The organism is Candidatus Bathyarchaeia archaeon, assembly GCA_038883335.1.
Lineage (GTDB): Archaea > Thermoproteota > Bathyarchaeia > Hecatellales > Hecatellaceae > JAVZMI01.
Window position 1 is genome coordinate 104,838 of the sequence record JAVZMI010000003.1, and the last position, 23,882, is coordinate 128,719.

The window sequence follows — 23,882 nt, forward strand, 5'->3', positions numbered from 1 at the left end:
GGAGTTTACGCGATGGGTGAGGGCATAAGTGCCTTCTCCGCCCTCTTAAAGCTCTGGGCGAATAGTTCGTAGAACTTCTCAACATCTGGAGTCAAACTAGGCCCAACTTTACTCAAAGCCTCCATAAAGTCATCCCTAGTAACCTCTTTTGCGTTAATGTTTCTTCTTAAAGCAGTAAGCCCAGCCTCTCTGCAAAGAGCTTGAATGTCAGCGCCACTGTAGCCTTTAATCATGGACGCTAGCTCTTCAAGGTTCACATCTTTGGCTAAGGGCATATTTTTGACGTAGATTTTGAGGATTTGAAGCCTCGACTTATCGTCTGGTGGTGGAACATATACTAGCCTATCAAATCTGCCGGGACGAAGTACCGCTGGATCAAGTATATCGGGCCGATTAGTAGCAGCCAGAACAACTATGTTCTCCAGTGAAATTATACCGTCCATCTCGGTCAACAGTTGACTTATAACTCGTTCAGACACACCTTGATCTGCGTAACCCATGCCCCTCCTCGGCACGATAGCGTCAAACTCATCAAAGAAGATGAGCGCTGGAGCTGCCATTCTTGCCTTCCTGAATACTTCCCTAATGGCTTTCTCCGACTCGCCTACCCACTTACTGAACACTTCAGGACCTTTTATGGAGATGAAGTTTGATTCGCTCTCAGTAGCCACAGCTTTCGCTAGGAGCGTCTTACCACACCCAGGAGGACCGTAAAGGAGTATCCCTTTTGGAGGCTTTATTCCGATCCTTGAGAAGGCGGATGGATATTTTATTGGCCACTCTACAGCCTCGATGAGTGCTGACTTCACCTTCTCGAGTCCGCCAATATCATCCCAGTGTACATTTGGAACTTCGATGTAGACCTCCCTCATGGCTGTTGGAGTTACTTCTCTGTAAGCCGACATAAAGTCCTCCATCTTTATCTCCATAGACTGAAGCGTAGAGGAGGGAATCTTCTCTTCGAGGTCTATGTCGGGGAGATACCGTCTCAGAGCCTTCATGGCTGCCTCTCGACATAGGGCTGCAATATCAGCCCCAGTATAGCCGTGGGTTATCTCGCTGAGCCTCTTGAGATCCACATCCTCACTCAGCGGCATGCCTCTCGTATGTATCAATAGAATCTCATACCTTCCATCTTTGTCCGGAACTCCTATCTCAATCTCCCTGTCAAACCTACCGGGCCTCCTCAAGGCTGGATCGAGAGCATTAGGCACATTAGTTGCGCCAATGACTATTATGTCCCCTCGACTTTGAAGACCGTCGAGGAGCGAGAGAAGTTGAGCCACAACCCTCTTCTCGACCTCCCCTACAACTTCCTCCCTCTTTGGCGCTATGGAATCTAGTTCATCAATGAAGATAATGGAGGGGACGTTCTCCTGTGCCTTCTGGAAGATCTCCCTCAACCTAGCCTCCGACTCGCCATAAAACTTGCTCATGATCTCAGGGCCATTTATGTTTATGAAGTATGCATGTGACTCGTTCGCTACAGCTTTTGCTAGGAGCGTCTTACCACACCCAGGAGGACCGTGAAGCAGAACTCCTTTAGGAGGGTCTATTCCGAGCCTCTGGAAGAGCTCCGGGTGTCTCAGAGGAAGTTCCACCATCTCCCTGATCCGTTGAACCTCAGTGTGAAGCCCGCCAATGTCCTCATAGGTAACACGGGGAATTCCCTTCTTCTCAGGGCTGGGTTCGCTGAGGACTTGGAGGTTTGTAGAAGGTGTAACTTTAACGATTCCACTAGGTCGCGCCCTCACCACGGAGAAAGGCATGGCGTTCCCAAAGACTGAAAGTAAAACTACATCACCCTCAACTAAGGGCATCTCTAAGAGACGTGATTTCACAAAGTTTGCGAAGTCAGGGTCGAATTCGATTCTCACGTCTACTGGCGCCAGAGTTACAGACTGAGCAGTCTGGGCATTCGCCTTTGAAACCGTTACATATTCGTTCAGAGAAGCCCCACTATTCCTCCTGATTAAACCGTCTATCCTAATTATGTCCAAGCCTTGATCCTCTGGGTAGGCAGGCCAAGCGATAGCAGCAGTAACCTTTTTACTTCTTATCTCCAGAACATCTCCAGCTACAACGTTAAGTTGATCCATGGCCTTCTGGCTGATTCTAGCCTTTCCTCTACCCACATCCCGCTGTTTGGCTTCGGAAACGCGTAGTTGAATCTCAGTTGCCAACTTTCAGCTTCACCTTCTAACATGAAGACACATTGGTACCAGCTTTAGAGCCAAGTAGGACCTATCGGACAAGGCTGTAAGCTTATTAATTAGCAGCTATTTGCTGACGGTAATTTTTATTCGTTCAGATATAAAGTTTACTTACCTGAACACAGATAATCTTCTAACCATCAGAGTATCTATTTGACTCACACCGTCTATGCTGCGCAATATCTCCTCAATCTTCTCCATCATTCCAGCAGAATCTTCGGGCATCACGATATCGACATGCAACGCGACGAGGCCGAAGGCTATTGGCTCCTCACCGAAACGTTGGACGGTTACCCCCTCAGGCATAGCCCTTTTTATCCCCTCCCTTAACAAGTTTAAGTCTATCTCCGGTCCGGAAGGGAACACTTTGAAGGAAGAAACTATTAGACCCATACTAACCGCCTATGGTCCGGTGAAGCCACATTTAGGGCACCGATAGGGCCTGCTAAGAGCCCGACACCTTTGGCACCTAGTTATCGTAACCTCGCCACAATTTGGGCAGGGAAACTTCACAAAGAACTCGGTTGGAACGACCATTTTCTCGCACCAAATGCAGACCGGCATCTTGACCTTTACTTGCTCGCTCACTCGTATACACCGACATTTTATTGGGAAGTAGAAAGTGATGGAGTTAAACCCTCTATTTATCTATTTTGGATGCCTGTTCTAGACGTTTGAGGTGTTAAGATAGACCACGACATTGAAGGCCGCCGGTTTCCAGCTGCTAAAAATCTAGAGACCCCCTAAGCGTGGAGAACATTCGAGGCGAAGAGTTATTTTACAATATTTCACGGCGTATAGTGAAGAGTTATTAACCTCACAGCTCTAAAAATGTGAATGCCGCAACATGTACACTAACACCGAGTTCGAGTTCACTCAGAATATTATAGTGAGAACCGACTTGAAGATGTCAAAAGGTAAGATCTGCGGTCAGATCGCACATGCTGCAGTCGCAGCTGCAGAGGAGGCTAGAAAGAGGCGTCCTGAGTGGTGGCACCGTTGGATTGAAGAGGGGCAGCGCAAAATCATCCTTAAGGTAAACTCCCTAGAAGAGTTGATGATCTTGAAGAGGCGCGCGGAGTTTCTCCAAATCCCTTCGGCGCTAATCGAGGACAGAGGCCTCACAGAACTCCCCCCAGGCACTGTAACCTGCTTAGGCGTCGGCCCGGCACCTGTGCCGTTAGTAGATCAAATCACCCATAAGTTGCCCCTATTCTGACGGGCAGCCGGCCTTCAAGCTTTCGAGTTTTTTTCTAATAACCTGATTTGCAACTTCAGGATCTGCCCTACCTTTCGTCAATGCCATCAATTGCCCAACAAGGTAGTGGACTGCCTTATCGTCGATCATGGCGTCCTTGACAGCTTGAGGGTACTCGATGAAAACCTTCTCGGCAAGGTTTTCTAGAGTTGGCCAGTCTGTGATGCGGATGAGGCCCTTATCCTCGACTATCCGCGCGGGCGTCACCCCGGTTTTCATCATATCCCATAATAGCTTCTTAGCTATCTTTATACTGATGACACCGTCATCCATCAGCTTCAACATCTCAGCAAGATGTTCAGGCGTAATCTTAGCTTGGTCTATGTCCACATCGAGAGTATGGAGACATTGAAGAACATCCCCCATAAGCCAGTTGGCAACCGGTTTAGGTTTGCCATAGACCGCTACACACCTCTCAAAGAAGTTAGCCATCGCACGGTCGCTAGTTAAGACGTCAGCATCATATTCAGGTAGACCGTACTCTCTCATGAGCCGCTCGCGCCTAGCTTCAGGAAGCTCAGGCATATCTCTCGATAGCCTTTCAATCTTCTCGGCTGATATCCTGACGGGAACTAGGTCTGGTTCTGGGAAGTAACGGTAGTCTTGTTCCTCTTCCTTAGTCCTCAACGAGATTGTCACTCGCCTCACATCATCCCAGTGACGGGTCTCCATCTTCACATAGGCACCCCGCTTCACGAGGTCTCTCTGGCGAACTATCTCGAAGCCTAAAGCCCGCTCTACCTCTTTGAAGGAGGATATGTTCTTCACTTCAACCCGCCCTCCGCCGCCGAATGATATATTGGCGTCACAGCGCATCGCCCCCTCGAGGCTTCCATCTGACACACCCAAATGTTCGAGTATAGATCTAAGCTTCTGAAGGAAGACTCGCGCGTCTCTTGGGGATGTTAACTCAGGTTCGGTGACTATCTCTAATAAAGCCACCCCAGACCGGTTGTAGTCGACGAGGACGTATGGGGCAGTCTCTATAGTGCCAGGGTAATGAAGTTTCCCTGGGTCCTCCTCCAAGTGAACCCTCCGCACCCTTACCGTCTTCTTCTCCCTGTCCACCCTGAAGGTTACATACCCTTCCGAAGCAATCGGGACGCCCCCAGCTCTATCGTATTGTGATATCTGAAAGTTCTTTGGGAGGTCGGGGTAATAGTAGTTCTTCCTAAAAAAGAGAGTTGTCTCAGCAATCTTACAGTTGAGAGCAATAGCTACCATTACCGCCAAGTCGATGGCTTTAGAGTTAAGCACCGGGAGAGAGCCTGGCAGCCCGAGGCATACTGGACAGACATGAGAGTTTGGAGGAGCACCCCTATAGTCTGCGGAGCACCCGCAGAAGAGTTTCGACTTTAAGGCTGTGAGCTGACAGTGAACCTCTAAACCGATCTTAACCTCGTCCATCGCCGTACACCACTCACAAAGGAGGCATGAGCTCATGATAGGATGTGTTCTTCTCGAAAGCGTATGCAACCTTGAAGGCTAAATCCTCCCGGTAGGGGGGCGCTATAAGTTGGGCACCTACCGGCAACCCCTCAGTGAAACCGCAGGGGAGGGATATGGCTGGCAACCCGGCCAAGTTGACGGAGACCGTGTTAATATCACACATGTAAAGGGATAAGGGGTCTCGGATCTTCTCTCCAAGCCTAAAAGGAGGGATGGGCATAGTGGGTCCAATCAATAGGTCAAATTGTTTAAAGGCGCGATCGAAGTCCCGCCTAACTAGGGTAGCTACCTTAAGGGACTTTAAGAAGTAGCGATCGAAGTATCCTGCGGAGAGAGCGTAGGTTCCCAGAATTATCCGCCGCCTAACCTCTTCGCCGAACCCCAACTTCCTACTTCGCGAGTAAACGGCGTTCCAATCCCTTTCCTCATCAATCCTAAAGCCATATCTCAGCCCATCATACCTTGCCAGATTTGAACTTGCCTCAGACATTGCTAAGAGGTAGTAAGCTGGCAGCGAGTAATCGAGCGTGGGCAGCGAAACCTCTTCGCATAAGACACCTAAGCTCATAAGAACCTCCACAGCTGCCAGGACACATCTCTTCACACTAGGATGAACACCATCGCCTAGGAGTTGCTTTAGGATGCCCACTTTTAAACCGGCAATATCGACCGATAGAGCACCAAGGTATCCTCCCTTGCTCTCTACAGAGGTGGAGTCTCTAAAGTCGCGGCCGGCGATCACTTCGAGTAAAAGCGCACAGTCAGCTACAGTCCTACCGAGGGGGCCGATCTGCTCAAGGCTGTTAGCATAAGCGATAAGACCGTAACGGCTGACTAGTCCGTAGGTGGGCTTGAGCCCGACGGTACCGCAGAAGCTTGCAGGGCATCTTATGGAGCCGCCGGTGTCGCTTCCCAACGCAAGAGCTGCCTCTCCGCTGGCTACGGCGGCGGCGCTCCCTCCGGAAGATCCCCCTGGAACGCGGGTAGTATCCCATGGGTTGCATGTTGGGCCGAAGTAGCTGGTCTCCGTGGAGGTGCCCATGGCGAACTCGTCCATATTCGTCTTTCCGATTATGATTCCATCCTCAGCTGTTATCTTTTCTACGACGGTGGCATCGTAAGGGGGGATGAAACTCTCAAGCATCTTGGAGGCGCAAGTAGTCTTGATACCTCTCGTGCAGATGTTATCCTTTACCGCTATGGGCAATCCTGCTAGGCGGCCTATTTTCTCACCCTTTTTAATCTTCTCGTCAATTTCACGCGCCCGCTGGAAGGCTGCCTCTTTGGGCAGGGTTATGAAAGCGCGAATTCTCTTCTCTACCTCCTCTATCCTCTCATAAACGGATGCTACAACCTCTTCGGCAGAGACTTCACGTGATAGGATTAGCCGCAGTAGACCGCAGGCATTTAGACTGGAAAGTTTCATGAGATCTCACCTATACGATCCTCGGCGCTTTGAAGTAGCCTCCTTTGCTTTGAGAGGCGTTGCTTAAGGCTGCCTCCACACTCAGAGAAGGCGACACTTCGTCGCTTCTAAATATGTTAAAAATATCCAGCACATGGATAGTTGGAGGGATACCCTCCGTGTCGATCTGGTCTATCTTCTGAAAATACTCAAGTATTTCATTGAGTTGCCTAGCGAAGAGTTCTTTATCCTCTTCAGAGAGTTCAATTCTCGCCAACCAAGCGATATGCTCAACTTGATCTTTGGTTACCAGCTTATCCATAGACTAGGACTCACTTTCTCCACTATACGCCGCTCTCAGACTACACATAGGATATCACGTTAAGGTGTAAGCCTGAACCTGTCTCTGGGGAAGAGGACACATTCACGTATGTTATCTTTCCCGGTTAACACCATAACTAAACGGTTCAAGCCTAGGCCCCAACCCGCGTGAGGTGGCATCCCGGCATCGAACACTTTGAGGTGATACTCGAAGCTTTCAGGATTCAGTTGCTGCTCTCTCATTCTCTGTATTAGGAGATCCTTATCGTGTATGCGAGATCCTCCAGAGGCGACCTCAACCCAACTATACATCAGGTCGAACCCCTCACTAATCTCAGGCCGATCCTCTCTAGGCTTTATGTAGAAAGCCTTAGATTTCGTGGGCCAATCCACTATGAAGTAGAACTCATCCGGATGATTCTCGCCCACAGCCCTAAGAGCTGGCGTTGGTATGTCCTCCCCCCACGGAATTACTATATCTTTCCTTCTTAACTCTTCAAGGATCTCGTCGTATGTATACCTCCTTATAGGAGTGCTGGGAGGCTTAATCTCGTGATTCAGGATCGCTAACTCTTCCTTGCAAGCATCCTTCACCGCCCCCACCACGTGAACTATCATGCGTTCTAGCAAATTGGTAACATCGTCAATAGTAGAGAAGGACATTTCAATGTCAACTGATGTAAACTCACTGATATGCCGTGTAGTATGAGACTCCTCCGCCCTGAAATATGGAGCTATCTCGAAGACCTTTTCAAGCGCCGCTGTCAACTGCTCCTTGTAAAGCTGGGGGCTCTGGGCTAAGAAAGCCTCCCTCTCGAAGTATATGATGGGGAAGAGGGCCGCCCCACCCTCTGTTGCGGTGGCGATAATCTTGGGTGTATGAACCTCCAGAAAACCCTCCTTTAGTAGGAATTCTCTGATGGCTTGGGTGGTGTGGTGGAACACTTTAAAAATGGCATGGCTGCTCGGCCTCCTCAGATCCAAGATCCTTGCGTCTAACCGGACGTCTATATCTGCGGGTATACGCCCAGTGGGGTCGAGGGGTAATGGATGCTGGGCAATGTTAAGGATACGGATCTCATCTGGCATAATTTCAAATCCTCTAGGGGATCTAGCATTCCGTCTGACGACTCCCTTTACACCTATTACATACTCCTTCTTTATGGAACCAACTTTCTCAGCTAATTTTGCGTCTGTAGACTTGATAGTCAATTGAGTGGTCCCCTCCCTGTCGCCTAGTATGATGAATTTTATGCCGCCGAGATCCCGAATATCCCTCACCCATCCGAATAAGATCACCGTTTGACCGTCCATCTCAGGAGTTAACTCGCGAGAGAAATGGGTCCTACGCCAGTTCCCAAGTTTATCCAGCTTCAAGGTCTCACACCCCCATGAGCCACATGACACTCAGTCGCCATAAATCAGTTACACCAGTTAAATTGATAAATCTGCCCGCGAAGGGGCGCGGCTAACTACCCTTAAATTAATACGGCTACTCTTAAGCTGTTAGTGAGACTCCCTTAGGAGGCTGCCCTGGAAAGGTGGATATGCCAGTTTTCAAGATTACAGCTGAAACCGTTGCAGAAGCATGGGAAAAGTCCGTAATAAAGGTTTGGGAGAAAGGTGTGAGGAAACTTACCCAGTACACGCTACCTAAAGGTGGGAGACTTGTGAACCAGGAGAGCAAGAGCGCAACCGCCCTCATCATAGTGAAAACCCCCCTGAAAGAACCGAGGATACACGCGGGGGACGTAATGGGGCAGCAGGCCATAATGGGCGGCTATGTCGAGGAGGTTGTCGAGGGGACTAGAGATAACCTCATCTTGGAAGGGAAGTGGGACTACACTTACCATGAACGCATTTTCAGCTATAAAGTTCCCACGCTGGCAGCTGAGAACCAGATAGAACGCATAGTTGAGGCGATGAGTAGGGGAGGACTCTTTTCACGGAGGCTCCAAGCAGTCACATGGCAGGTTTGGAAAGACCTTAAATCTGAAAACCCGCCCTGCTTTCAAAGGTTGTGGATCACAGTTCCTACTCTAGACCCTGAACCGCAACCTGGAACTACATATAGGTTAAACTTTCAGAGCTGCTGGAGATCTCGCGACCTCTTCGATGCGTGGGGAGCTAACACCAACGCCATTATAGAGCTATGTAGGCGTAAGATAGTGGCACCTCTCAACGAGGCATTTAAGCAGCAAGGTATAAAATTCGAGATAGGCCAGTATGTTGATTTCTCTAATGATCTTCACATCTATGAGAAGGACTATGGAGAGGTTGAAAACTTTCTACTTACCTTGAAAAGGAAGCGAAAGCTGGTCAAATCTCCCACCCAAGTCAGGCGCGGACTCGCATATGAAACATTGGTACGTTTGGGAGAGAGCAAACGGTATGAGACTGGAGTTGGTTAAGGTTAAGCCAAACTCCCGCGTTACGAGATCAACCTGAAGCAGACTCGAACTCCACACGAAGAGTCAGATTCTGAACCTTCTTGGCTAACTCTTTTAGATCCTCGATCTTAGCTGGAATTTTTGGAAGATCTCTTTTTGGGATCACAACTTTTGTTTCGATGGAACCATCGGGAACCCATATAGTATTGACGGTTAAAATCGAAGCGGGAGCAAACAGGTTCTCCAAGAATTGACGGTTCTCCTCGTTGGGGGCCATTATCAATATTTTCTGTCGCCCAATCCTCTCTGAGATCTCCTTCCGAAGCCGACCGCCGCACTCACGTAGACGAGGAATATCACTTTTATTTACAATTATAGCCAGTATATTTCCCGCTTCTACCGCCTTATGTAAGTAGACGCTCTGAAGCGCAGGATACCTAGCTTCTAGTTCCAGTAGAACTTTAGCTACCTCTAAGTCAAGTTTTGTAATCTCGCCAGACCTAACCTTCTCCTCGCACCTCTGGCAAAGTATCCCACTCTTAAGGTCTACACTACAGATCCTAGTAAGCACCTGGAGGTTACCCCCAAAGCCAGATAAACAGACCCATATTCAAAAAGCAACTCGAGATATATGGATTTCTTCCATACAACATCTAAATCTCGATTGTCTGAAGGTCCCTTGCGACAAGGATCTCCCCGTTGAATTCTCTCCGTGCCTGGTTGATGAATTCTCCCTCGCGATCACGGTTTAAGGGAAAGATGTGAAATAGCGCCAAAGTTTTCACGCGAGCTTTCTCGGCGATTCTGGCGGCTTCAACGGCGGTGGAGTGGTTAGTTAGCATTGCAAGCGTCTCCTGCCCTGCGAGAAAGAGGGCGTCGTGTATGAGGAGGTTACAGCCCTCCGCGAACTTGGCGAGAGGCTCATAGTAAGCGGTATCGCCGCTGTAGCAAACACTCCGCCCGTCCTTAGTGACGCGGTATGCAATATTCGGGGGTCTATGAAGCGTCCTATGAGTAGTGACTCCCTCGAACTCTTCTCCGCCTATTAATGGGCGGTAGGTCACCTTTAGGGTTGTGAACTCCTCTGGAAAGTGCATAAGTCTTAGGAGACTCTGGGTTAAATACTCGACGCCGGTATAGCCGGCAATCTCTATTGGTGTATCTCGCCTATCCATCTCCATCGCCCACAGGAGTGAGATGAGGTCACCGACATGGTCAGCGTGGAAGTGGGTGATTAAAATCCTTTGAATTGCTGTAAGATCGGCATCCAACACTCGCAGATTCCTCACAGCTCCAGCCCCGCAGTCGATCAAGATGTCTTGGTCGATCAAGATGGAAGGACATACCCTATCGCGAGTAACCGTAGGCCCACCAGAGCCGACAAAGGTCACCCGCACCCGCCAAACCCTCCTAAACCTAACACATGACCCCACCACTAATACGCGTTGCTATTAAAGAGCTACGGATGATGGATGATTAGAGGGTTAGAGAGAACCCCTCCTGAACCCAATTAATTTAAGTGAAATCTAGGAACATACAACCAACATATCTTTTCTTTATTAGAAGCAAAAACTAGATACACACGCACACCCTGAGATCCCCCCAAAATGCACAACACATAGGAACCTAAGAAAACTGAGTGAGTGAGAAAATGAGTGGAGCCGGGAAAAGTCAGTCTTTACCCATATCAGATGTTGCTGAACTTTTAATCTCAGCTACTGATGTAAAGCATTACGTTTACTGTCCGAGGCTTGTTTATTTTGACCGTGTTTTGCACGCTCAACCTGTCCTCGGTTCTCAGCAGGAAGAAAGCCGTGAGCTACACATAGAATACGTGCGCAAGGAGCTACGCCGAAAAGACGCAGTTTACTATTCAACGGAATTTGTGGGCGCCAAGAAACTTCTCTTTATTCCGCTTGTTTCAAAAAAACTTCAGCTTCAGGGCGTAGTAGACTGTATCATCAAAACCGCGAAAGGCGAATACATTCCAGTCGAATATAAGAATATGGAGTCTGATGGAGGGAGAGTATATATTGACCACAAATATCAGCTTGTGACTTACGCGTTACTTGTGGAGGAAAACTTTGATACTGTTGTAAGGTGGGGTTTCGTGAACTATATTCCAGAGCGGTTGATTCTAAAGCTTGAGGTGACACCGACCATGAAGAGTTACGTGAAGAAAGTGATTGAACACATAAAAAGAATAATCAAAGAAGAAAGATTGCCACCTATAAGAGTGGCCAAGAACAAATGCCAGGGAGGATGCGGACATAAACAAACATGCCAGCGATTATAAACGTCGATGCCACGCTGCAATTTTTACCCTTTTAACAGATTCTACCGGGAGATTAAGATTTTACAGGTGTTCTCCTGCGAATAGACCGGCTTAAGTGTAGATTAATCGAGTTCAACGGGCAAGGCTTTCTATGCTAACTCTAAGTTTGGAGAAGACGGCTTCAGCCTCCTCAAGGGTTTGAGCGTACGCCAAACCGATAGCATATAGTTCAGTAGGATAGGGCGGCAGTGGCAGGGAGATAACCTCATTTAGCCTAGAGATCCTATCTAAAACCCGCCTAGGCGTAGTCTGTGGAATCCTCAACTTTGAAAATACTGCGTAGCCGGTGGTTTTAACGGATGTTGGAAGATGGCCGTCGAACACTGCGTCCAAGATGGCTTGAGCTGGGTTTAAGTCGACTACCCGTCTCACGCCAAGGTAGGATGTTGTAAGCCGCGGATTCAGATCGACCACTACAATTTTGTCACAAGTTAAGATTAAATCAACTCCAACATAGCCTTTGAGACCTCTGAATGCTTCAACCGCCCTTTTCCCAACTTCGACTAGCTTTTCTCTCTCGGGTATATCGAAGGGTACTATGCCTCCAATATAGGCTGATTCCGAGTGGGGGCTTGAAAGTATGACCTTCTGTCTATTCAGAGTTAGCGGCATTACTCTTTTACCATCGGAGAGGAGGCTGAGGCTTAAATCCACACCCACTTCAAACCGTTGAACTAGAAAGCGCCCCGACCGTGACTGCTTCTTCAATCTCTCAACCGCTGCCTCCACATCCTCCACCCCAGATACAACGCTCAACCCACTGCATCCCGCGCCCTCTGACGGTTTGAAGACCGAAGGAAACCCGAACCCTGCTGCGAGATCTTTAATTCTCTCCAAGTCTTCTTCCAGTTCAATAGTGATTGTTTCAGGGGTAGGGATGCCTGCTTCTCTCAAAGCTTTTATCAATGACACTTTATCTGAAAGGCACTCAACCGTATCGACAGAGCAATTAAGAGGCAAGCCCCCCGCTGCTTTACCAGCCCTTATAAGTCCGGCAAGTGCGTCCTCTGGGGCGATCACGTAAAAAGCATCCGCATCAGACGCCAAACGGTAGAATAGCCTTTCTCTTTCAACGTTTGAAGAGACAGTGTACACGCCCACATCTGGCGGGAGGCGTGCTGAAGAACTTAGCTCAGAGGCGAGAATTGTCGCAACCTTATGGCCACTTGCAGAAACATCCGAGATCAACGCCCTTAACATGCCGTAACCTTCACAGAGTATGTGTGGATGAACCCCAGCATCGCAATATCCTCCTCCAGAGGTATACTCGTAGATGAAGAGCCTCACTCAGCCGCCGCTCCTATAACCTCTTTATGAAAAACGTGATTTGTAAGCTGTATTCAATGTTTCTTAAAGCCTCCTAGCTCAAGCGGCATGCCACCTTCTTGCTCGTTGAGGGGTAAGTTAAACCTATTATTTAGAGGCGGCATCTAGTTAATGGTATATGGTAAGCATGTGGCAAATGCTCTAAACCTAAGCGCTGAGCTACGTGATGGTTGAGATTGCGATGGCAGAAGCCGAGATTTCTCAAGGTGAAGTGGGCGATCAGAGATTTGAAGAGAAAGTTATGAGGGCGCTTCATACGCTACTAAAGGCGGGGTACCAGATAGAGCCCGAGGCCTTGAATTTACTAAGAACGTTCAAGCTGCTTGACCCTGAACAACTTGCTAAGGATATAATAGAAAAGAGCCCCGCAGCTGGGCCGCTGAGTTTCGTAACAAAGAATCTCGTAGAAGCAGCTATAAACAATCTACTTCATGCCACATCTCCATTAGCTGAGAAAGCCCCTCATGAGGATGCCAAACCGGTGGTGGCTGATGTTGGGAAAGGGGTCTACCGCCCTTATGCGTGTGAGGTTGAATCCCGGATAGAGGTCCTGAAAGATCCTACCAAGGAGATCTCCCCACGAGGAGATTTAGAAAGTTTCTTAGCTTATTTTAGGGATCGCTACCAAAAGTTAAGGAGGATAATGCGGCAGAGGCTTGACGCTAAGGACGCTACGACCTTGGCGGAAGCGCTGAGACAGCAGCTTGGTTCACAAGTTAAAGTATTAGGGATTGTTTCAGAGAAGGCTGAGAGGGGCTTAAAGGTTATATTGAAATTGGATGATCCTGACGCCTCAGCTACTATCCTAGTGAAGCCGACGAAGCCGAATCTAATAGAGAAAGCAAGGATGATACTCTTAGACCAGATGATCTGTGTCCAAGGAGTAAAGGGGCCCAACGACTTGATAGTAGCTGAAGACTTGCTGTGGCCAGACACGCCAAACCAAAGACACGCCACTGCAACTGAACCTGTCTGCGCTGTTCTAACCTCCGACTTTCATGTTGGCAGCAAAAAATTTCAGAAGGCTTTGGTGGAGCGATTTATTCTCTGGTTAAATGGGCGAATTGGTACTAGGTCTGAAAGGGAGTTGGCAGGGAATGTTAAATATGTAATCATCGCAGGAGATCTGGTGGACGGCATCGGTGTCTACCCTTCGCAAGAGACTGAACTTGAGATCACCGATATTTATGCACAGTATGAGGTAGCATCGCAGCTTATAGGGAGAATTCCAGAATATATAGAAGTTATATTGATACCGGGTAATCATGACGCCGTTAGGAAAGCACTACCACAACCCATGATACCGGACAGGTATGCGGGCCCAGTCTACAATGCTAGAAAAATTATCTCCCTAGGAAATCCTGCACAAGTCAAAATTCACGGTGTAAATTTGCTTATACAACACGGGCAAAGCCTTGAAGATTTGCTGGCGGCACTCCCAAACGTCAGCCATGAAAACCCTACGAGAGCTTTAATCCAGCTTTTGAAAGTGAGACATCTTGCACCAGTTTATGGTGGAAAAACGCCTTTAGCGCCGGAACCTAAGGATTTAATGGTTGTGGAGGAGGTGCCTGATATCTACCATACAGGCCACCTTCATGTTATAAGTTATGAGTCTTACCATGGCACAAAGGTTTTGAATTCTGGATGCTGGCAGGGTCAGACACTATACCAGAGAAAGATGAATATAACCCCAACCTACGGTGTCATTCCGGTAGTGAATCTCAAAAGTGGCGCAATAAGTTTAATCGACACGGCGAGGATTTCAACGTAAACTTGAAACCCAACCGGGTTTACTGATTTCATGTGCTAGAATGCGCGCGATCCTTAACGGCTCAGGGCGTTTACCGAATATAGTTGACTCCCTAATGAACTTCTCCGCTTCACTCTTTATAATCCCGAAATGGTAGAAATAGATCGTTCTGTCTCCACTCAACTTGATGCGAACTGGCTTTCCGGCTCCCCTAAGAATGTTCACTCTATAACGCCAATCATTAAAGTGCCGCCGGAGAGCTTCTGTAACAGCTGAGTTTCTGGGTTTCTTGGGGTTAATGGCGACCACCGGTATGTTCAACTCTTTCTGAATTCGAGTTGGGTCTATTATGTTGAAGCCAGCATAACAGAGAGAAGCCAGCAATATGAGGTTAGGAGTTTCCTTCTCTTGCTTCGCCATTTCTATCAGTTTATCAGTAGCATCTAAGCCGTCTACTTGAATCCACGTGTACAGGATTTTCTCTATCCTATAACTTTGTGACGTGAGAACAGCAAGAAGTAAAGCTTTACTACGCCGCCCAACTCCTCTCTTAGAGAAGCCTCCATCCTCCACTGCGAGAACCTTCAACTTTGCTCGACTAAAGAGGTTCAAAACTGACACTGAAAAGTATTTTCTTCACCGAGCCAGCGGTTAGCATGCTTCCAGCCCGTTGCCTCTATGCAGACAGGGAACGCCCGCCTGATCATCCTCAGAAAAGAAAGTTTGAATAATTCTATCAGAGAGATTCAACCGAATATGTTTAGTTCTTCCATAACGCCCTAAATTCGCTATAGGCGCAGAGATGACACCTAAAGTGTTAAGCTCATTCAGGAGACCGCTTACACGACGGTATGTTAAAGCTTCAAGCCCTCTCCATTGGCATAATCTATGGTAATGCTCATAAAGTTCACCAGTTGTAACATTTGATCTGCCACCCTTCCGTGCTTGACATAGGGCGTGAAGAATTATCTTTGCCTGTATAGGCAGAGAAGCAATTACTTCCATCACTCTATCCTGATCTATCCTCCGCTGAGCTTGGCGGATGTGATCTTCTGTGACAACCCTACTGCCTGAACGTTCAGCAACCTCACCAGCGATTCTAATCAGGTCTAAAGCGCGCCTAGCGTCCCCATGCTCGGCAGCGGCCAAAGCAGCACATAAATTTATGGAAGACTCAGGTATAACGCCGGGGTTAAATGCTTTTCTAGCTCTTTGAAGGAGTATATCTCTCAGTTCCTCCGCCGAGTATGGTTTAAAGACTAGTTCCTCTTCACCTAGACTACTTAAGACTCTAGGATCTAATGCGTCCTTGAAGTACAGGTCGTTCGATATTCCAATAACAGTAACTCGACTGTTCACTAATTCCTCATTAGCCCTAGTAAACTCGTAAAGAAGTTGGTCGCCATATTTTTTAACAAGCTCGTCTACTTCGTCGAATACTCCAATGAATATTGACGCTGACTTCTCCAATCCCTCCTTAAATCGGGTGAATATCTCCGCGGTAGCTAGACCAGTGGAAGGTATTTTGAGCCCTACAGTTTGACACATCTGAGAAACAATTCTATACTGAGTACCAGAAAGTTTACAGTTCACATAGCATATTCTTATAGGTTTTGTGAAAATCCCAACCATTTTTAGTAGCTTAGTTAATACATGTTTAGTTGCAGCAGTCTTGCCAGTTCCTGTTTTGCCGTAAATAAAAATGTTTGAACATTTTGCCCCCTTCAAAGAAGGCGCGAGTATAGCCCCAAGCTTAATAATCTCCTCTTCTCGGTGAGGTAACTCTTCAGGAATAAAGTCGTGCCCCAATATTTCACGATTCTGGAAGATTGAAGCTTTAGTGATAAAGTTTTCAAATAGAGCTTCCAGTCTATCTACTGTCAACTGTCATGTCCCCGCTAAGTGTTGAAAAGTGCTAACTGCAAATAAACTATCCCGTTCAGAAAAAAGAACCTAGAGAAACACCTCCGGCAACAGCTTTCACTCTTCGAATTTTTTGCTTCTCTTAATTTAATTGGGAGTAACCTGTAACATGGGTTACAGGTTTCGAGAATTAGAGACACCCCTCTATTTCCACTGGATTTTTTCTCTTGTGACTCTTGTTTTCTTTTCTTGTTTAAATTCTCTGTTCGGTTATTTTCTTTTTAAAATTAAGGATTTTCTATATAAAAAAACAAAGCATAATATCTAACAGAGAAAAGTCTCATAATTTTTGGAATGGAAATAGAGGGGTATGTTGGTTAACTTGAACTTACAGGAAAACTAAACCTTTTGTAGAGTATTATCAAAAGTATTATCGCTCGGTCTATCAAGCTCTACTTTTTTCCTTCTTTGTTCTATAATTGGCCTTATTTTTTCGTTTATTTTATACTTGTAGGGAATTGAGCCTGTCTCTCTTTCTACGTAGCCTTCACTGAAAAGTTTCTTCATTAAACGGGCAGTGTGCTCCCTTGTTTTACCGACCAGATTCTTCAGCTCTGGTGCCGGCTTCGGACCTTCAAACGCTAGACATTCCAAAATATGCAATTCGGTCGGAGTTAATTTTGATATGAAAATCTCTCCTTCCACAGGCAGTATAGCAGTTTTCTCCACCTCAGGGAGCAACCCTCTATATCTATTATCAAGTGATTTGACTTGCTCTTGAAATTCATCCTGCCTCCTCGCCAACTTTACAATATATTCCTTTATCGCCACAAGATTCTTTGCTATTACGTTTTGAACGTTCAACGTATACTCGACGCAACTTTTCATATTCGTAAAATTTTCACCGCCCAATTTCATGTGTTCGTAGGCGGAAGACGCGAGCGAGGAGGCCTCATGCGAAATTTTAAGAGCCTCCTCAATCTTGAGGTTTTGAGTCTTCAAACGGGTGTTAAAGCTCTCAATGAGAGTTGCAACTATGCTTTTTGCTTCGCGGTAACTAGCAGTTGCCTTTGATAGCTTGATGTATGAATACAAAAGGATAATTGTAGCAATGATTGCTGAAGGAAATAGTAAGATTAAGGTCTCAAACAGATCTATTCACCTCAAGGCCATGTGATCTTTAGATAGAAAATCACAAGCGTCACATGTGATCCCTCTTGTGATTTTGTTTAATTATTCTAAAATCACATGTTACATTGATTAAATCACAGGCAAAGTAACGCAAAATGTAGCTAAGTATGACTTTTTGAGACTTTTCCGCCCATTTTTCAATAAATTCCACGGGCAAGCTCTCCCTTTTTCTGTTAAAGTTCCTCCTTTTAAATAAAAGTACTCAGCCTAATAAAACTTGTGATATCACGTAACATCACTGAGTGTGCAAAAAGAATTTTTGTTTTGCGATACACGAAACCTGGAAATACCTTTTTTCCCTTTTTAACGGCAAAACACCGTTTTTAGGGGGGTCATCTGGGCGTAAGTGGCCGTGATCTGGTACGCGACTACCCGTGATTATATGTGATATCACAGAAAGATATTTTAATGCAACATGTGATATATGATGTCACAGGCGATTCGTCAGGCTCTTTGGGTTCGCCAAAGCTGACAGTCTCTCTTCAAGTTGTTCTTGGATCATTCTTAAAAGTTTCAAGTCTTCCTCTTTCGTGGGGTCTCCTTTATTCCATACTTCTCTGTAGGTGTCCACGTAACTTTCCAACTGGTTTGATACCTCTATATATTGGGAAAGAGCCGGGGAATCAAAAATGCCGAGGTATCCTAGTAGTAAAATGGTATAAATAGCGCTTATTATGTTTTTTTGAGCCTGTTTTAAGGTTCTGTTAAAAGATCCTCTACTAATTTTTCCCTTTAATCTCATTTTTGATTTATTTTCAAGTTTAATTTTGTTTTGAGTTAATTGATCTGATAAAAGATGAATTAAATATGTTTCTAGTTGTGTGTTAGTTAAATTAGAGTTTTCAATTAATTTTTTTGCTAAATAATCTTTATTTATGTCTTTTATCCAATTCCGAACCTGATTTTCGACTTCCATAAGACTCGGCAGTCCCTTCTCCTGTATGGATACATTTTTGTATACATCGCTATGTAGGCTTCCACTATATAACTTTAAAACTGAAAAATTTTTTACAGCTAAAATGCACCTTTCAGAAAATAAAAGGCTCTTTTAGGGCATTTTATTGGTGCAGCCCATTTTACATGGATATTCGCCTAAAAGGAGGCTCATTACCAAATACTTGCTCACATACCTTCGTTACACTTTCTCTATCCTGTGGTTTAGCATATACTCTAATGATGTCTACAAACTCTGCGAGGGAAGCCATCAACGGAGAAATTTCAGTAATCCTCTGAGCTACCTTGACGCCTGCTCTCTTTTTATATACTAAGATGTCACTCCTTCTCCTTTCAATTGGGTTTATGGGAATTGATAGGACAGTTGGAACATCGATCACAAGATACTCCGGCTCAACACCCGCCTTATCAGCTAATTCTACCTCTAACTGTTCCCTAATGCTAGCTCTGTTAAGGAGATTTGAGAAGAAGGTGTCCCTCCGATGTACAGTGACCTCAAACGTGCTCTTAAGAAGCCTCCTACTCCTCACCCTCTCAGCCATATCATATGCCGTGGCTAACTTTTTCTCTGTGGCGTTTTTGAGAGAGAGTATCGCTAAAAAGGTGCCTGCATCGTCGAGATCGAGGAAGTCATCCACATTTTTGAACGCGCATAGCCCTAACCTTTCATTCGCATAGTCCATGGCTCTTGAGATCATTACGTTTGCTGCCCTCACGGTTCTGTGGAAGTATACTACATTAAACATTTCAATTCGTGCCATGATGAAGGATTCGAGAACGCCAAAAGCGCCAGAGTAGTCCGCTGCGATAACATTATCAACTAAATCCAGCGAGTTAATGAGACGGTGGACATCAACCCTCCCATATCCAACCCCAGCATAATACGAGTCTCTTAGAAGATAGTCCATAATGTCTGGTGAGAAGTGGCCTGCAACCAACTGATTCAAAAAATTCTTTTCAGTCTTTGCCAGAACTCCTACAGCTAGATCGGCTATCTCCTCCTTGGAGAATCCATGTTTGCCCAGAATATCGCCTATCTCACTCTCGCGGATAACCCACCGAGATAGATCCTCATGGGTTATATGGCGGTACTTATCAAGTATCTCTTCATATACATGTGAGAAAGGACCGTGGCCTATGTCGTGTAGTAACCCTGCTATTCGAATCTTTTGGACTTCGTCAGAAGTTAGATACCCAAGATCGTATAGGTGGCTAGCCAATGCGCCCGAAAGGTGCATTGTTCCTATTGAGTGGAGAAAACGGGTGTGGATAGCTCCAGGGTAAGTTAATTCTGCCCCAGCTAGCTGTTTTATTCTGTGAAGTCTCTGGAAGGGGCTTGAGTCGATTATGTCCTTCTCTACTTCTGTAAAATATATGTATCCGTGAACAGGGTCCTTAATCTCGCCAGCTCTCTTCAGATCTGCTCCCTCTTTGTTTCTATTTCTCTGGCTAATTTCAATAGCCATCGGTTGGTTGCGAAGTCATCTTCCCGATAAGTAAAAACAGACGCGAAGGCTATCTTCGCGTACTTCTGGGCTAGAAACTCTGCAAGCATCCTAGCCGGCACTGTATTTTTGGCGCCCATAACGATGCTAGAGGTTGCGGGCGTGGTTCTCGTCTTTGGGAGTGAAATAGCCATAGTCCCCACTTTTTCTTCTTCGCCCTCATAGAAGAAGCCGAATACTACGTTTACAAATTCGACAAGTATAGTGGAGAAACGTCGTCCTTCACCTTCCACAGACGCTTTAATCATCTTAGGATAGCCTGTCAAGGCTCCCTAACTAAATATATTAGAGATAAAATTAAACGTATGGTAAATTTTTCTGGGGTTCAATCGGGGTTGCGGCTTATTAAGCTCAACAAGCGGTGGATGGAAGAGATTCTTGAAACTCTAAAAGTACATTATGGTAGAAGTCTAGTCTTGAAGCCGTCGTTGACTCCCTTCGAGATGCTTATTAAAACTATTCTCAGCCAGAATACGACCGACCTCAACGCTAATAAAGCGTTCAATCGTCTCAGGGAGAGATTCAAAGTGGAGCCTAAGGCTTTAGCGCGCGCTGATCTTGGGATAATTAGGGAATGCATAAAAGTAGCAGGCCTCGGCAACATTAAGGCGAAGAGAATAAAAGAAGTCTCAATGCTCGTGTATTCAAAGTTTGGCGGCGACCTATCGAGTATTCTCTCACTTCCTTTGAAGAAGGCGAGGTCTACACTCATAGAGATGCCTGGCATCGGTTATAAAACAGCTGACGTTATCCTTACATTTGCAGGCGAGAAACCAATAGTTCCGATTGATACTCATCTATTTACGGTTGGGATGAGGCTTGGGGTTTTCAATTCTAAAAGGAAATATGAGGCGGCGAGAGAGAGCTTGGAGAAATTGATCCCCGCTGAGAAGCGAGCGGAGGCGCATCTTCTATTGTTGGCGCATGGAAAGGCGGTCTGTACAGCCAAGAGAGCATGGTGCTCCAGGTGTCCAATCAGTAAGTTATGCATGAAGATTGGGGTCACAAAAGAGTTGATGGGGTAAGCCGATGCGGATCCTAATTATTTCCGACGTTCATTCAAATTTAGAGGCACTTCAAGCCGTATTCGCAGAGGTTAGAGGCGTGGATATGGTATTTAACCTCGGGGACTTGGTTGGTTACGGGGCTGACCCAAATGGGGTAATAGAGTTGATTAAGAGCCTAGATGTTGAGTTGATCTCCATCTTGGGAAATCACGACTACGCCGTAATCTCAGGCGACATAGAAGGTATGAACGTACACGCAGCTCAGGCAGCTCTTTGGACTAGGCGTGTCTTAAGCGAAGAGAATAAAGTCTTCTTAAAGCAGCTTGAATTGAATAAGAAGCTCAATCTAAAGGGGCTGGGGTTCTATCTAGTCCACGGCTCTCCTAGGAACCCCCTTATCGAGTATGTTTACCCTACCTTTTCGAGGGAGATTCTTGCCAGTTACTTGCGGGAGACCCAGGCTAGTGTTTTACTTCTGGGGCACACACATATACCTATGCGTTCTGAATTTAACGATCCACCTGGAACTGTGCTTAATCCTGGGTCTGTGGGCCAAAGCAGAGATGGCATCCCAAATGCAAGCTGCGCCCTCATCAACCTTGAAGAAGGTCAAACTGGATTTCAACATATACGTGTAAACTATGAGGTTGAAAAGCCTGCCAACAAAATTTTGAACGCGGGGTTGCCGTCCATCTTAGCCTACCGCTTGTATTTGGGCTTGTGAAAATCTATCATATGCAGAGAGCTCGCACCTAGGACCTGTTTAGTGTCTCACCCAACTTACTGGATCCATCCTTGGCGTCTCCTCGAAATGGCTTCAAGTTGAAGTTATAAATTTTGGATTCATTATCCAATTTCGACTCAATTTATGTAAGACAGTAAAACATAAGTAGATCGAGGTAAAAGGTTACATCTCCTTATCACCGACTCGTCTAAGGGGCTTGGTATAGTGAGAGATGAGGAGATAAAGGCAAAGGTTCGCGAACGTTATGCAACAGCAGCGAGAGAAGGCCGCCACATAATTGTTGGCGGCAATTGTTGCCAGCATTTTCAAGATCCCGTAGGAAGGAGTGCTGGCTATACACGAGAGGATTTCGATTGGTTGCCCCCTACCGTTACCGAAGTATCCCTTGGATGCGGGAACCCCACGGCGCTGGCTGGTTTGAGAGACGGAGAGATTGTTTTAGATCTAGGTTCAGGCGGTGGCATTGACGCTTTTCTAGCTGCGAAGAAGGTAGGACCAAAAGGCAAGGTCATAGGCATTGACATGACTCCCGCTATGGTTGAGAGGGCTAGAACTAACGCTGAGAGGTTAGGCATCTCTAATGTGGAGTTCAAGTTGGGCGAGATGGAGAAGATCCCTCTGGAGAACGGGACAATTGACGTAGTAATAAGTAACTGTGTCATCAACCTCTCCCCCAACAAGCCTCAAGTCTTCCGCGAAATCTATCGCGTCCTTAAACCTAGAGGCAGGATAGCCATCTCAGACATGGCCACAAACGGGCCAATCCCAGAAGTTGTCCAACATTTAATTGGCCTCTGGGTCGGCTGCATAGCAGGGGCTCTAAATGTAAGAGAATATGAAGAGATGTTAAGAGATGCTGGCTTTAGAGACATCAAAGTAACTGTAAACCACACCTACACCCAGAGTGAGATAGAGCAGATAGCCGCATGTTGCTATAACAGCAAAGATACTCTAACCTCTACTCTAATTAGCCAACTGGCCGGAAAGATAAGCAGCGTGAACGTCGAAGCAGTAAAATAGTGGGCTAACTTATTCCCAAACTTCTCTACCTAGTTTAAATTCGGCGGATAATGCCGTCGTGCGAGGTATAGGGTCATCTATTACCTGCAACGTAGAACTCGTGAAAGGGTAAAGGTATTGGCGCTGTAGCCTCGGCAAGCCGTCACGGCGACTTGGGTTTCAACATTGAAGCTATCAGGTTAGCTACTCTGATGGGTTCAGGTAGGCTATTATGAGTAGATGATAATTTGACGATCTTTTCAGCGTCTTCAACGCCTATTCCCTGGGCCTGAATGTATATGGGGGGCACGCCAGCCTTTGTTACAACTGGTAACGGTTCTCCGGCGTCTCTCAACAATTTCAACTTAACTTCTCCATCATGTAACCTCTTTGCCGCTTCCTCGATTCTATTGTAGTCAGGTTTCTCCTTCATAACCACAATAGCTGGTCGCTCAACCCTTCTGCACAACTGTTTAAGGTTCACGACATTCAAGCCTGCAAAGGTGAGACCGTGGAGCATTATAATTCTTATCTGGCCATAATGGTTCGAGCCCTTAAGCATTTTAACTATCTTTTCGGTAGAGTCCATACCGTCAGTTTTTATGGTGGCTCTTAATAATCCGTCAAGCCAGCTTCCACCCCTAAAAATAACGCCGACTAGATTGCTCCTGCTTTGTGTTGGCGGTAAGGGCTTGCCGTCATCAATGCCAACTATCCGTAACTCCTTTTTGATGCTCCTAAATCTTACCGGCTCCATCTTCACACTTAATAATCTTTTCAAATATCCGCGCAAAAGCTTCAGAGGCGTCTTCACATTCTTTGATGATGCTGACCAAGTCCTCAGTAGTAATGTAACCTTTAAGTAAACCGTAAACCGCTAGGGCCTCGCCTGCGCTGCCGATATCGTGACTTGAGAGTCTATGAGGGAGGAGACCTCGAAGTCCAGCTTTCCGTATTCCACCGGCTAGAACCGTGTTACTAACCCTTAAGCCGGTAGGTTTTCCCACTTTCATCGACAATGCCAGTGAATATGCGAAGTTTAGGTATACATCGCCGAGTTTCGCTAAATCCCTGTCTAGTAGAATCTCTCTTAAAGATTTACCATGAACTAACATCGCCACATCGTGGCGCAAAATTTTTGTCTCAATTGTTCTGGGCAGGCTCTATC

25 protein-coding genes are annotated in these 23,882 nt (G+C 46.4%); 7 read left to right on the top strand and 18 right to left on the bottom strand.

Annotation, left to right across the window (positions count from 1 at the left end; translation table 11 throughout):
• Positions 1 to 5: 5 nt before the first annotated feature.
• The 3 genes from QXJ75_02665 to QXJ75_02675 form a co-directional block, all read right to left on the bottom strand.
• Positions 6 to 2,183 carry a CDC48 family AAA ATPase gene (locus QXJ75_02665; protein MEM3736981.1) on the bottom strand — a complete coding sequence of 726 codons (2,178 nt, stop codon included), beginning with the start codon at positions 2,181 to 2,183 and terminating at the stop codon, positions 6 to 8.
• A gap of 141 nt (positions 2,184 to 2,324) precedes the next feature.
• On the bottom strand, positions 2,325 to 2,606 hold the full coding sequence (locus tag QXJ75_02670) for an elongation factor 1-beta (GenBank protein MEM3736982.1): 282 nt from the start codon (positions 2,604 to 2,606) through the stop codon (positions 2,325 to 2,327).
• Positions 2,607 to 2,615: 9 nt separating this feature from the next.
• Positions 2,616 to 2,801, bottom strand: coding sequence for a zinc finger domain-containing protein (locus QXJ75_02675; protein ID MEM3736983.1), 186 nt, complete (start codon positions 2,799 to 2,801; stop codon positions 2,616 to 2,618).
• Positions 2,802 to 3,060: 259 nt separating this feature from the next.
• Here QXJ75_02675 and pth2 point away from each other — a divergent pair, with 259 nt between their 5' ends.
• Positions 3,061 to 3,432: a peptidyl-tRNA hydrolase Pth2 gene (gene pth2, locus QXJ75_02680; protein ID MEM3736984.1), complete on the top strand. Its 372-nt coding sequence runs from the start codon at positions 3,061 to 3,063 to the stop codon at positions 3,430 to 3,432.
• Here pth2 and gatB read toward each other — a convergent pair.
• Genes gatB through aspS form a run of 4 tightly spaced genes read right to left on the bottom strand, consistent with a single transcriptional unit; the run spans position 3,424 to position 8,023 of the window.
• Positions 3,424 to 4,878, bottom strand: a complete 1,455-nt coding sequence (gene gatB / locus QXJ75_02685) for an Asp-tRNA(Asn)/Glu-tRNA(Gln) amidotransferase subunit GatB (protein ID MEM3736985.1) — start codon at positions 4,876 to 4,878, stop codon at positions 3,424 to 3,426. The genes pth2 and gatB overlap by 9 nt on opposite strands.
• Before the next feature lie 13 nt (positions 4,879 to 4,891).
• Positions 4,892 to 6,346, bottom strand: a complete 1,455-nt coding sequence (gene gatA, locus QXJ75_02690) for an Asp-tRNA(Asn)/Glu-tRNA(Gln) amidotransferase subunit GatA (protein ID MEM3736986.1) — start codon at positions 6,344 to 6,346, stop codon at positions 4,892 to 4,894.
• 10 nt (positions 6,347 to 6,356) lie between these two features.
• Complete coding sequence (gatC, locus tag QXJ75_02695) at positions 6,357 to 6,647, bottom strand: Asp-tRNA(Asn)/Glu-tRNA(Gln) amidotransferase subunit GatC (protein ID MEM3736987.1); 291 nt, start codon at positions 6,645 to 6,647, stop codon at positions 6,357 to 6,359.
• Between the two features lie 59 nt (positions 6,648 to 6,706).
• Positions 6,707 to 8,023: an aspartate--tRNA(Asn) ligase gene (gene aspS, locus QXJ75_02700; protein ID MEM3736988.1), complete on the bottom strand. Its 1,317-nt coding sequence runs from the start codon at positions 8,021 to 8,023 to the stop codon at positions 6,707 to 6,709.
• Positions 8,024 to 8,193: 170 nt separating this feature from the next.
• Between aspS and QXJ75_02705 the strand changes: the two genes are divergently transcribed.
• Positions 8,194 to 9,057, top strand: coding sequence for a hypothetical protein (locus QXJ75_02705; GenBank protein ID MEM3736989.1), 864 nt, complete (start codon positions 8,194 to 8,196; stop codon positions 9,055 to 9,057).
• A gap of 28 nt (positions 9,058 to 9,085) precedes the next feature.
• Here the strand turns inward: QXJ75_02705 and QXJ75_02710 are convergent, their stop codons facing one another.
• Both QXJ75_02710 and QXJ75_02715 read right to left on the bottom strand, forming a co-directional pair.
• Positions 9,086 to 9,607, bottom strand: coding sequence for a hypothetical protein (locus QXJ75_02710; GenBank protein MEM3736990.1), 522 nt, complete (start codon positions 9,605 to 9,607; stop codon positions 9,086 to 9,088).
• A gap of 82 nt (positions 9,608 to 9,689) precedes the next feature.
• A complete protein-coding gene (locus QXJ75_02715) occupies positions 9,690 to 10,433 on the bottom strand; it encodes an MBL fold metallo-hydrolase (GenBank protein ID MEM3736991.1) in 744 nt (247 codons plus the stop codon).
• A gap of 254 nt (positions 10,434 to 10,687) precedes the next feature.
• Here QXJ75_02715 and cas4 point away from each other — a divergent pair, with 254 nt between their 5' ends.
• On the top strand, positions 10,688 to 11,332 hold the full coding sequence (cas4, locus tag QXJ75_02720; protein MEM3736992.1) for a CRISPR-associated protein Cas4: 645 nt from the start codon (positions 10,688 to 10,690) through the stop codon (positions 11,330 to 11,332).
• Between the two features lie 111 nt (positions 11,333 to 11,443).
• On the opposite strand, the gene QXJ75_02725 is transcribed toward cas4, so the two are convergent.
• Complete coding sequence (locus QXJ75_02725) at positions 11,444 to 12,658, bottom strand: ATP-grasp domain-containing protein (GenBank protein ID MEM3736993.1); 1,215 nt, start codon at positions 12,656 to 12,658, stop codon at positions 11,444 to 11,446.
• A gap of 205 nt (positions 12,659 to 12,863) precedes the next feature.
• Here QXJ75_02725 and QXJ75_02730 point away from each other — a divergent pair, with 205 nt between their 5' ends.
• Positions 12,864 to 14,471, top strand: a complete 1,608-nt coding sequence (locus tag QXJ75_02730) for a DNA-directed DNA polymerase II small subunit (protein MEM3736994.1) — start codon at positions 12,864 to 12,866, stop codon at positions 14,469 to 14,471.
• Here the strand turns inward: QXJ75_02730 and QXJ75_02735 are convergent.
• The 6 genes from QXJ75_02735 to QXJ75_02760 form a co-directional block, all read right to left on the bottom strand.
• Positions 14,463 to 15,038 carry a DUF99 family protein gene (locus QXJ75_02735; GenBank protein MEM3736995.1) on the bottom strand — a complete coding sequence of 192 codons (576 nt, stop codon included), beginning with the start codon at positions 15,036 to 15,038 and terminating at the stop codon, positions 14,463 to 14,465. The two genes, QXJ75_02730 and QXJ75_02735, sit on opposite strands and share 9 nt — an antisense overlap.
• Positions 15,039 to 15,101: 63 nt before the next feature.
• Positions 15,102 to 16,334, bottom strand: a complete 1,233-nt coding sequence (locus tag QXJ75_02740) for an orc1/cdc6 family replication initiation protein (GenBank protein MEM3736996.1) — start codon at positions 16,332 to 16,334, stop codon at positions 15,102 to 15,104.
• Positions 16,335 to 16,712: 378 nt separating this feature from the next.
• Positions 16,713 to 17,408 carry a hypothetical protein gene (locus QXJ75_02745; GenBank protein MEM3736997.1) on the bottom strand — a complete coding sequence of 232 codons (696 nt, stop codon included), beginning with the start codon at positions 17,406 to 17,408 and terminating at the stop codon, positions 16,713 to 16,715.
• Positions 17,409 to 17,934: 526 nt separating this feature from the next.
• Positions 17,935 to 18,420, bottom strand: a complete 486-nt coding sequence (locus QXJ75_02750) for a hypothetical protein (protein ID MEM3736998.1) — start codon at positions 18,418 to 18,420, stop codon at positions 17,935 to 17,937.
• A 160-nt stretch (positions 18,421 to 18,580) separates the two neighbouring features.
• Positions 18,581 to 19,924 (bottom strand): HD domain-containing protein, encoded by a 1,344-nt coding sequence (locus QXJ75_02755; GenBank protein ID MEM3736999.1) that lies wholly within the window; start codon positions 19,922 to 19,924, stop codon positions 18,581 to 18,583.
• Positions 19,873 to 20,211: a hypothetical protein gene (locus QXJ75_02760; GenBank protein ID MEM3737000.1), complete on the bottom strand. Its 339-nt coding sequence runs from the start codon at positions 20,209 to 20,211 to the stop codon at positions 19,873 to 19,875. Before QXJ75_02760 ends, QXJ75_02755 begins: the two co-directional genes overlap by 52 nt.
• An 87-nt stretch (positions 20,212 to 20,298) precedes the next feature.
• Between QXJ75_02760 and QXJ75_02765 the strand changes: the two genes are divergently transcribed.
• The 3 genes from QXJ75_02765 to arsM all read left to right on the top strand — a co-directional run bounded on the left by QXJ75_02765 (position 20,299) and on the right by arsM (position 22,735).
• A complete protein-coding gene (locus QXJ75_02765; protein MEM3737001.1) occupies positions 20,299 to 20,988 on the top strand; it encodes an endonuclease III in 690 nt (229 codons plus the stop codon).
• A 4-nt stretch (positions 20,989 to 20,992) separates the two neighbouring features.
• Positions 20,993 to 21,694 (top strand): metallophosphoesterase family protein, encoded by a 702-nt coding sequence (locus QXJ75_02770; protein ID MEM3737002.1) that lies wholly within the window; start codon positions 20,993 to 20,995, stop codon positions 21,692 to 21,694.
• 225 nt (positions 21,695 to 21,919) lie between these two features.
• Positions 21,920 to 22,735: an arsenite methyltransferase gene (gene arsM / locus QXJ75_02775; GenBank protein MEM3737003.1), complete on the top strand. Its 816-nt coding sequence runs from the start codon at positions 21,920 to 21,922 to the stop codon at positions 22,733 to 22,735.
• A 142-nt stretch (positions 22,736 to 22,877) separates the two neighbouring features.
• Here arsM and QXJ75_02780 read toward each other — a convergent pair whose 3' ends face one another.
• Positions 22,878 to 23,471 (bottom strand): DUF99 family protein, encoded by a 594-nt coding sequence (locus QXJ75_02780; GenBank protein ID MEM3737004.1) that lies wholly within the window; start codon positions 23,469 to 23,471, stop codon positions 22,878 to 22,880.
• On the bottom strand, positions 23,452 to 23,829 hold the full coding sequence (locus QXJ75_02785) for a ribonuclease III family protein (GenBank protein MEM3737005.1): 378 nt from the start codon (positions 23,827 to 23,829) through the stop codon (positions 23,452 to 23,454). The genes QXJ75_02780 and QXJ75_02785 overlap by 20 nt, the downstream gene beginning before the upstream one ends.
• Positions 23,830 to 23,882 lie beyond the last annotated feature (53 nt).

Coding starts and splice junctions, on each gene's coding strand:
- QXJ75_02785 (MEM3737005.1), bottom strand. CDS start 23,829: ATGTTAGTTCATGGTAAATCTTTAAGAGAGATTCTACTAGACAGGGAT.
- gatB (MEM3736985.1), bottom strand. CDS start 4,878: ATGGACGAGGTTAAGATCGGTTTAGAGGTTCACTGTCAGCTCACAGCC.
- pth2 (MEM3736984.1), top strand. CDS start 3,061: ATGTACACTAACACCGAGTTCGAGTTCACTCAGAATATTATAGTGAGA.
- QXJ75_02755 (MEM3736999.1), bottom strand. CDS start 19,924: ATGGCTATTGAAATTAGCCAGAGAAATAGAAACAAAGAGGGAGCAGAT.
- QXJ75_02730 (MEM3736994.1), top strand. CDS start 12,864: ATGGTTGAGATTGCGATGGCAGAAGCCGAGATTTCTCAAGGTGAAGTG.
- gatC (MEM3736987.1), bottom strand. CDS start 6,647: ATGGATAAGCTGGTAACCAAAGATCAAGTTGAGCATATCGCTTGGTTG.
- QXJ75_02760 (MEM3737000.1), bottom strand. CDS start 20,211: ATGATTAAAGCGTCTGTGGAAGGTGAAGGACGACGTTTCTCCACTATA.
- QXJ75_02670 (MEM3736982.1), bottom strand. CDS start 2,606: ATGGGTCTAATAGTTTCTTCCTTCAAAGTGTTCCCTTCCGGACCGGAG.
- QXJ75_02750 (MEM3736998.1), bottom strand. CDS start 18,420: ATGGAAGTCGAAAATCAGGTTCGGAATTGGATAAAAGACATAAATAAA.
- cas4 (MEM3736992.1), top strand. CDS start 10,688: ATGAGTGGAGCCGGGAAAAGTCAGTCTTTACCCATATCAGATGTTGCT.
- QXJ75_02780 (MEM3737004.1), bottom strand. CDS start 23,471: ATGGAGCCGGTAAGATTTAGGAGCATCAAAAAGGAGTTACGGATAGTT.
- gatA (MEM3736986.1), bottom strand. CDS start 6,346: ATGAAACTTTCCAGTCTAAATGCCTGCGGTCTACTGCGGCTAATCCTA.
- QXJ75_02770 (MEM3737002.1), top strand. CDS start 20,993: ATGCGGATCCTAATTATTTCCGACGTTCATTCAAATTTAGAGGCACTT.
- QXJ75_02705 (MEM3736989.1), top strand. CDS start 8,194: ATGCCAGTTTTCAAGATTACAGCTGAAACCGTTGCAGAAGCATGGGAA.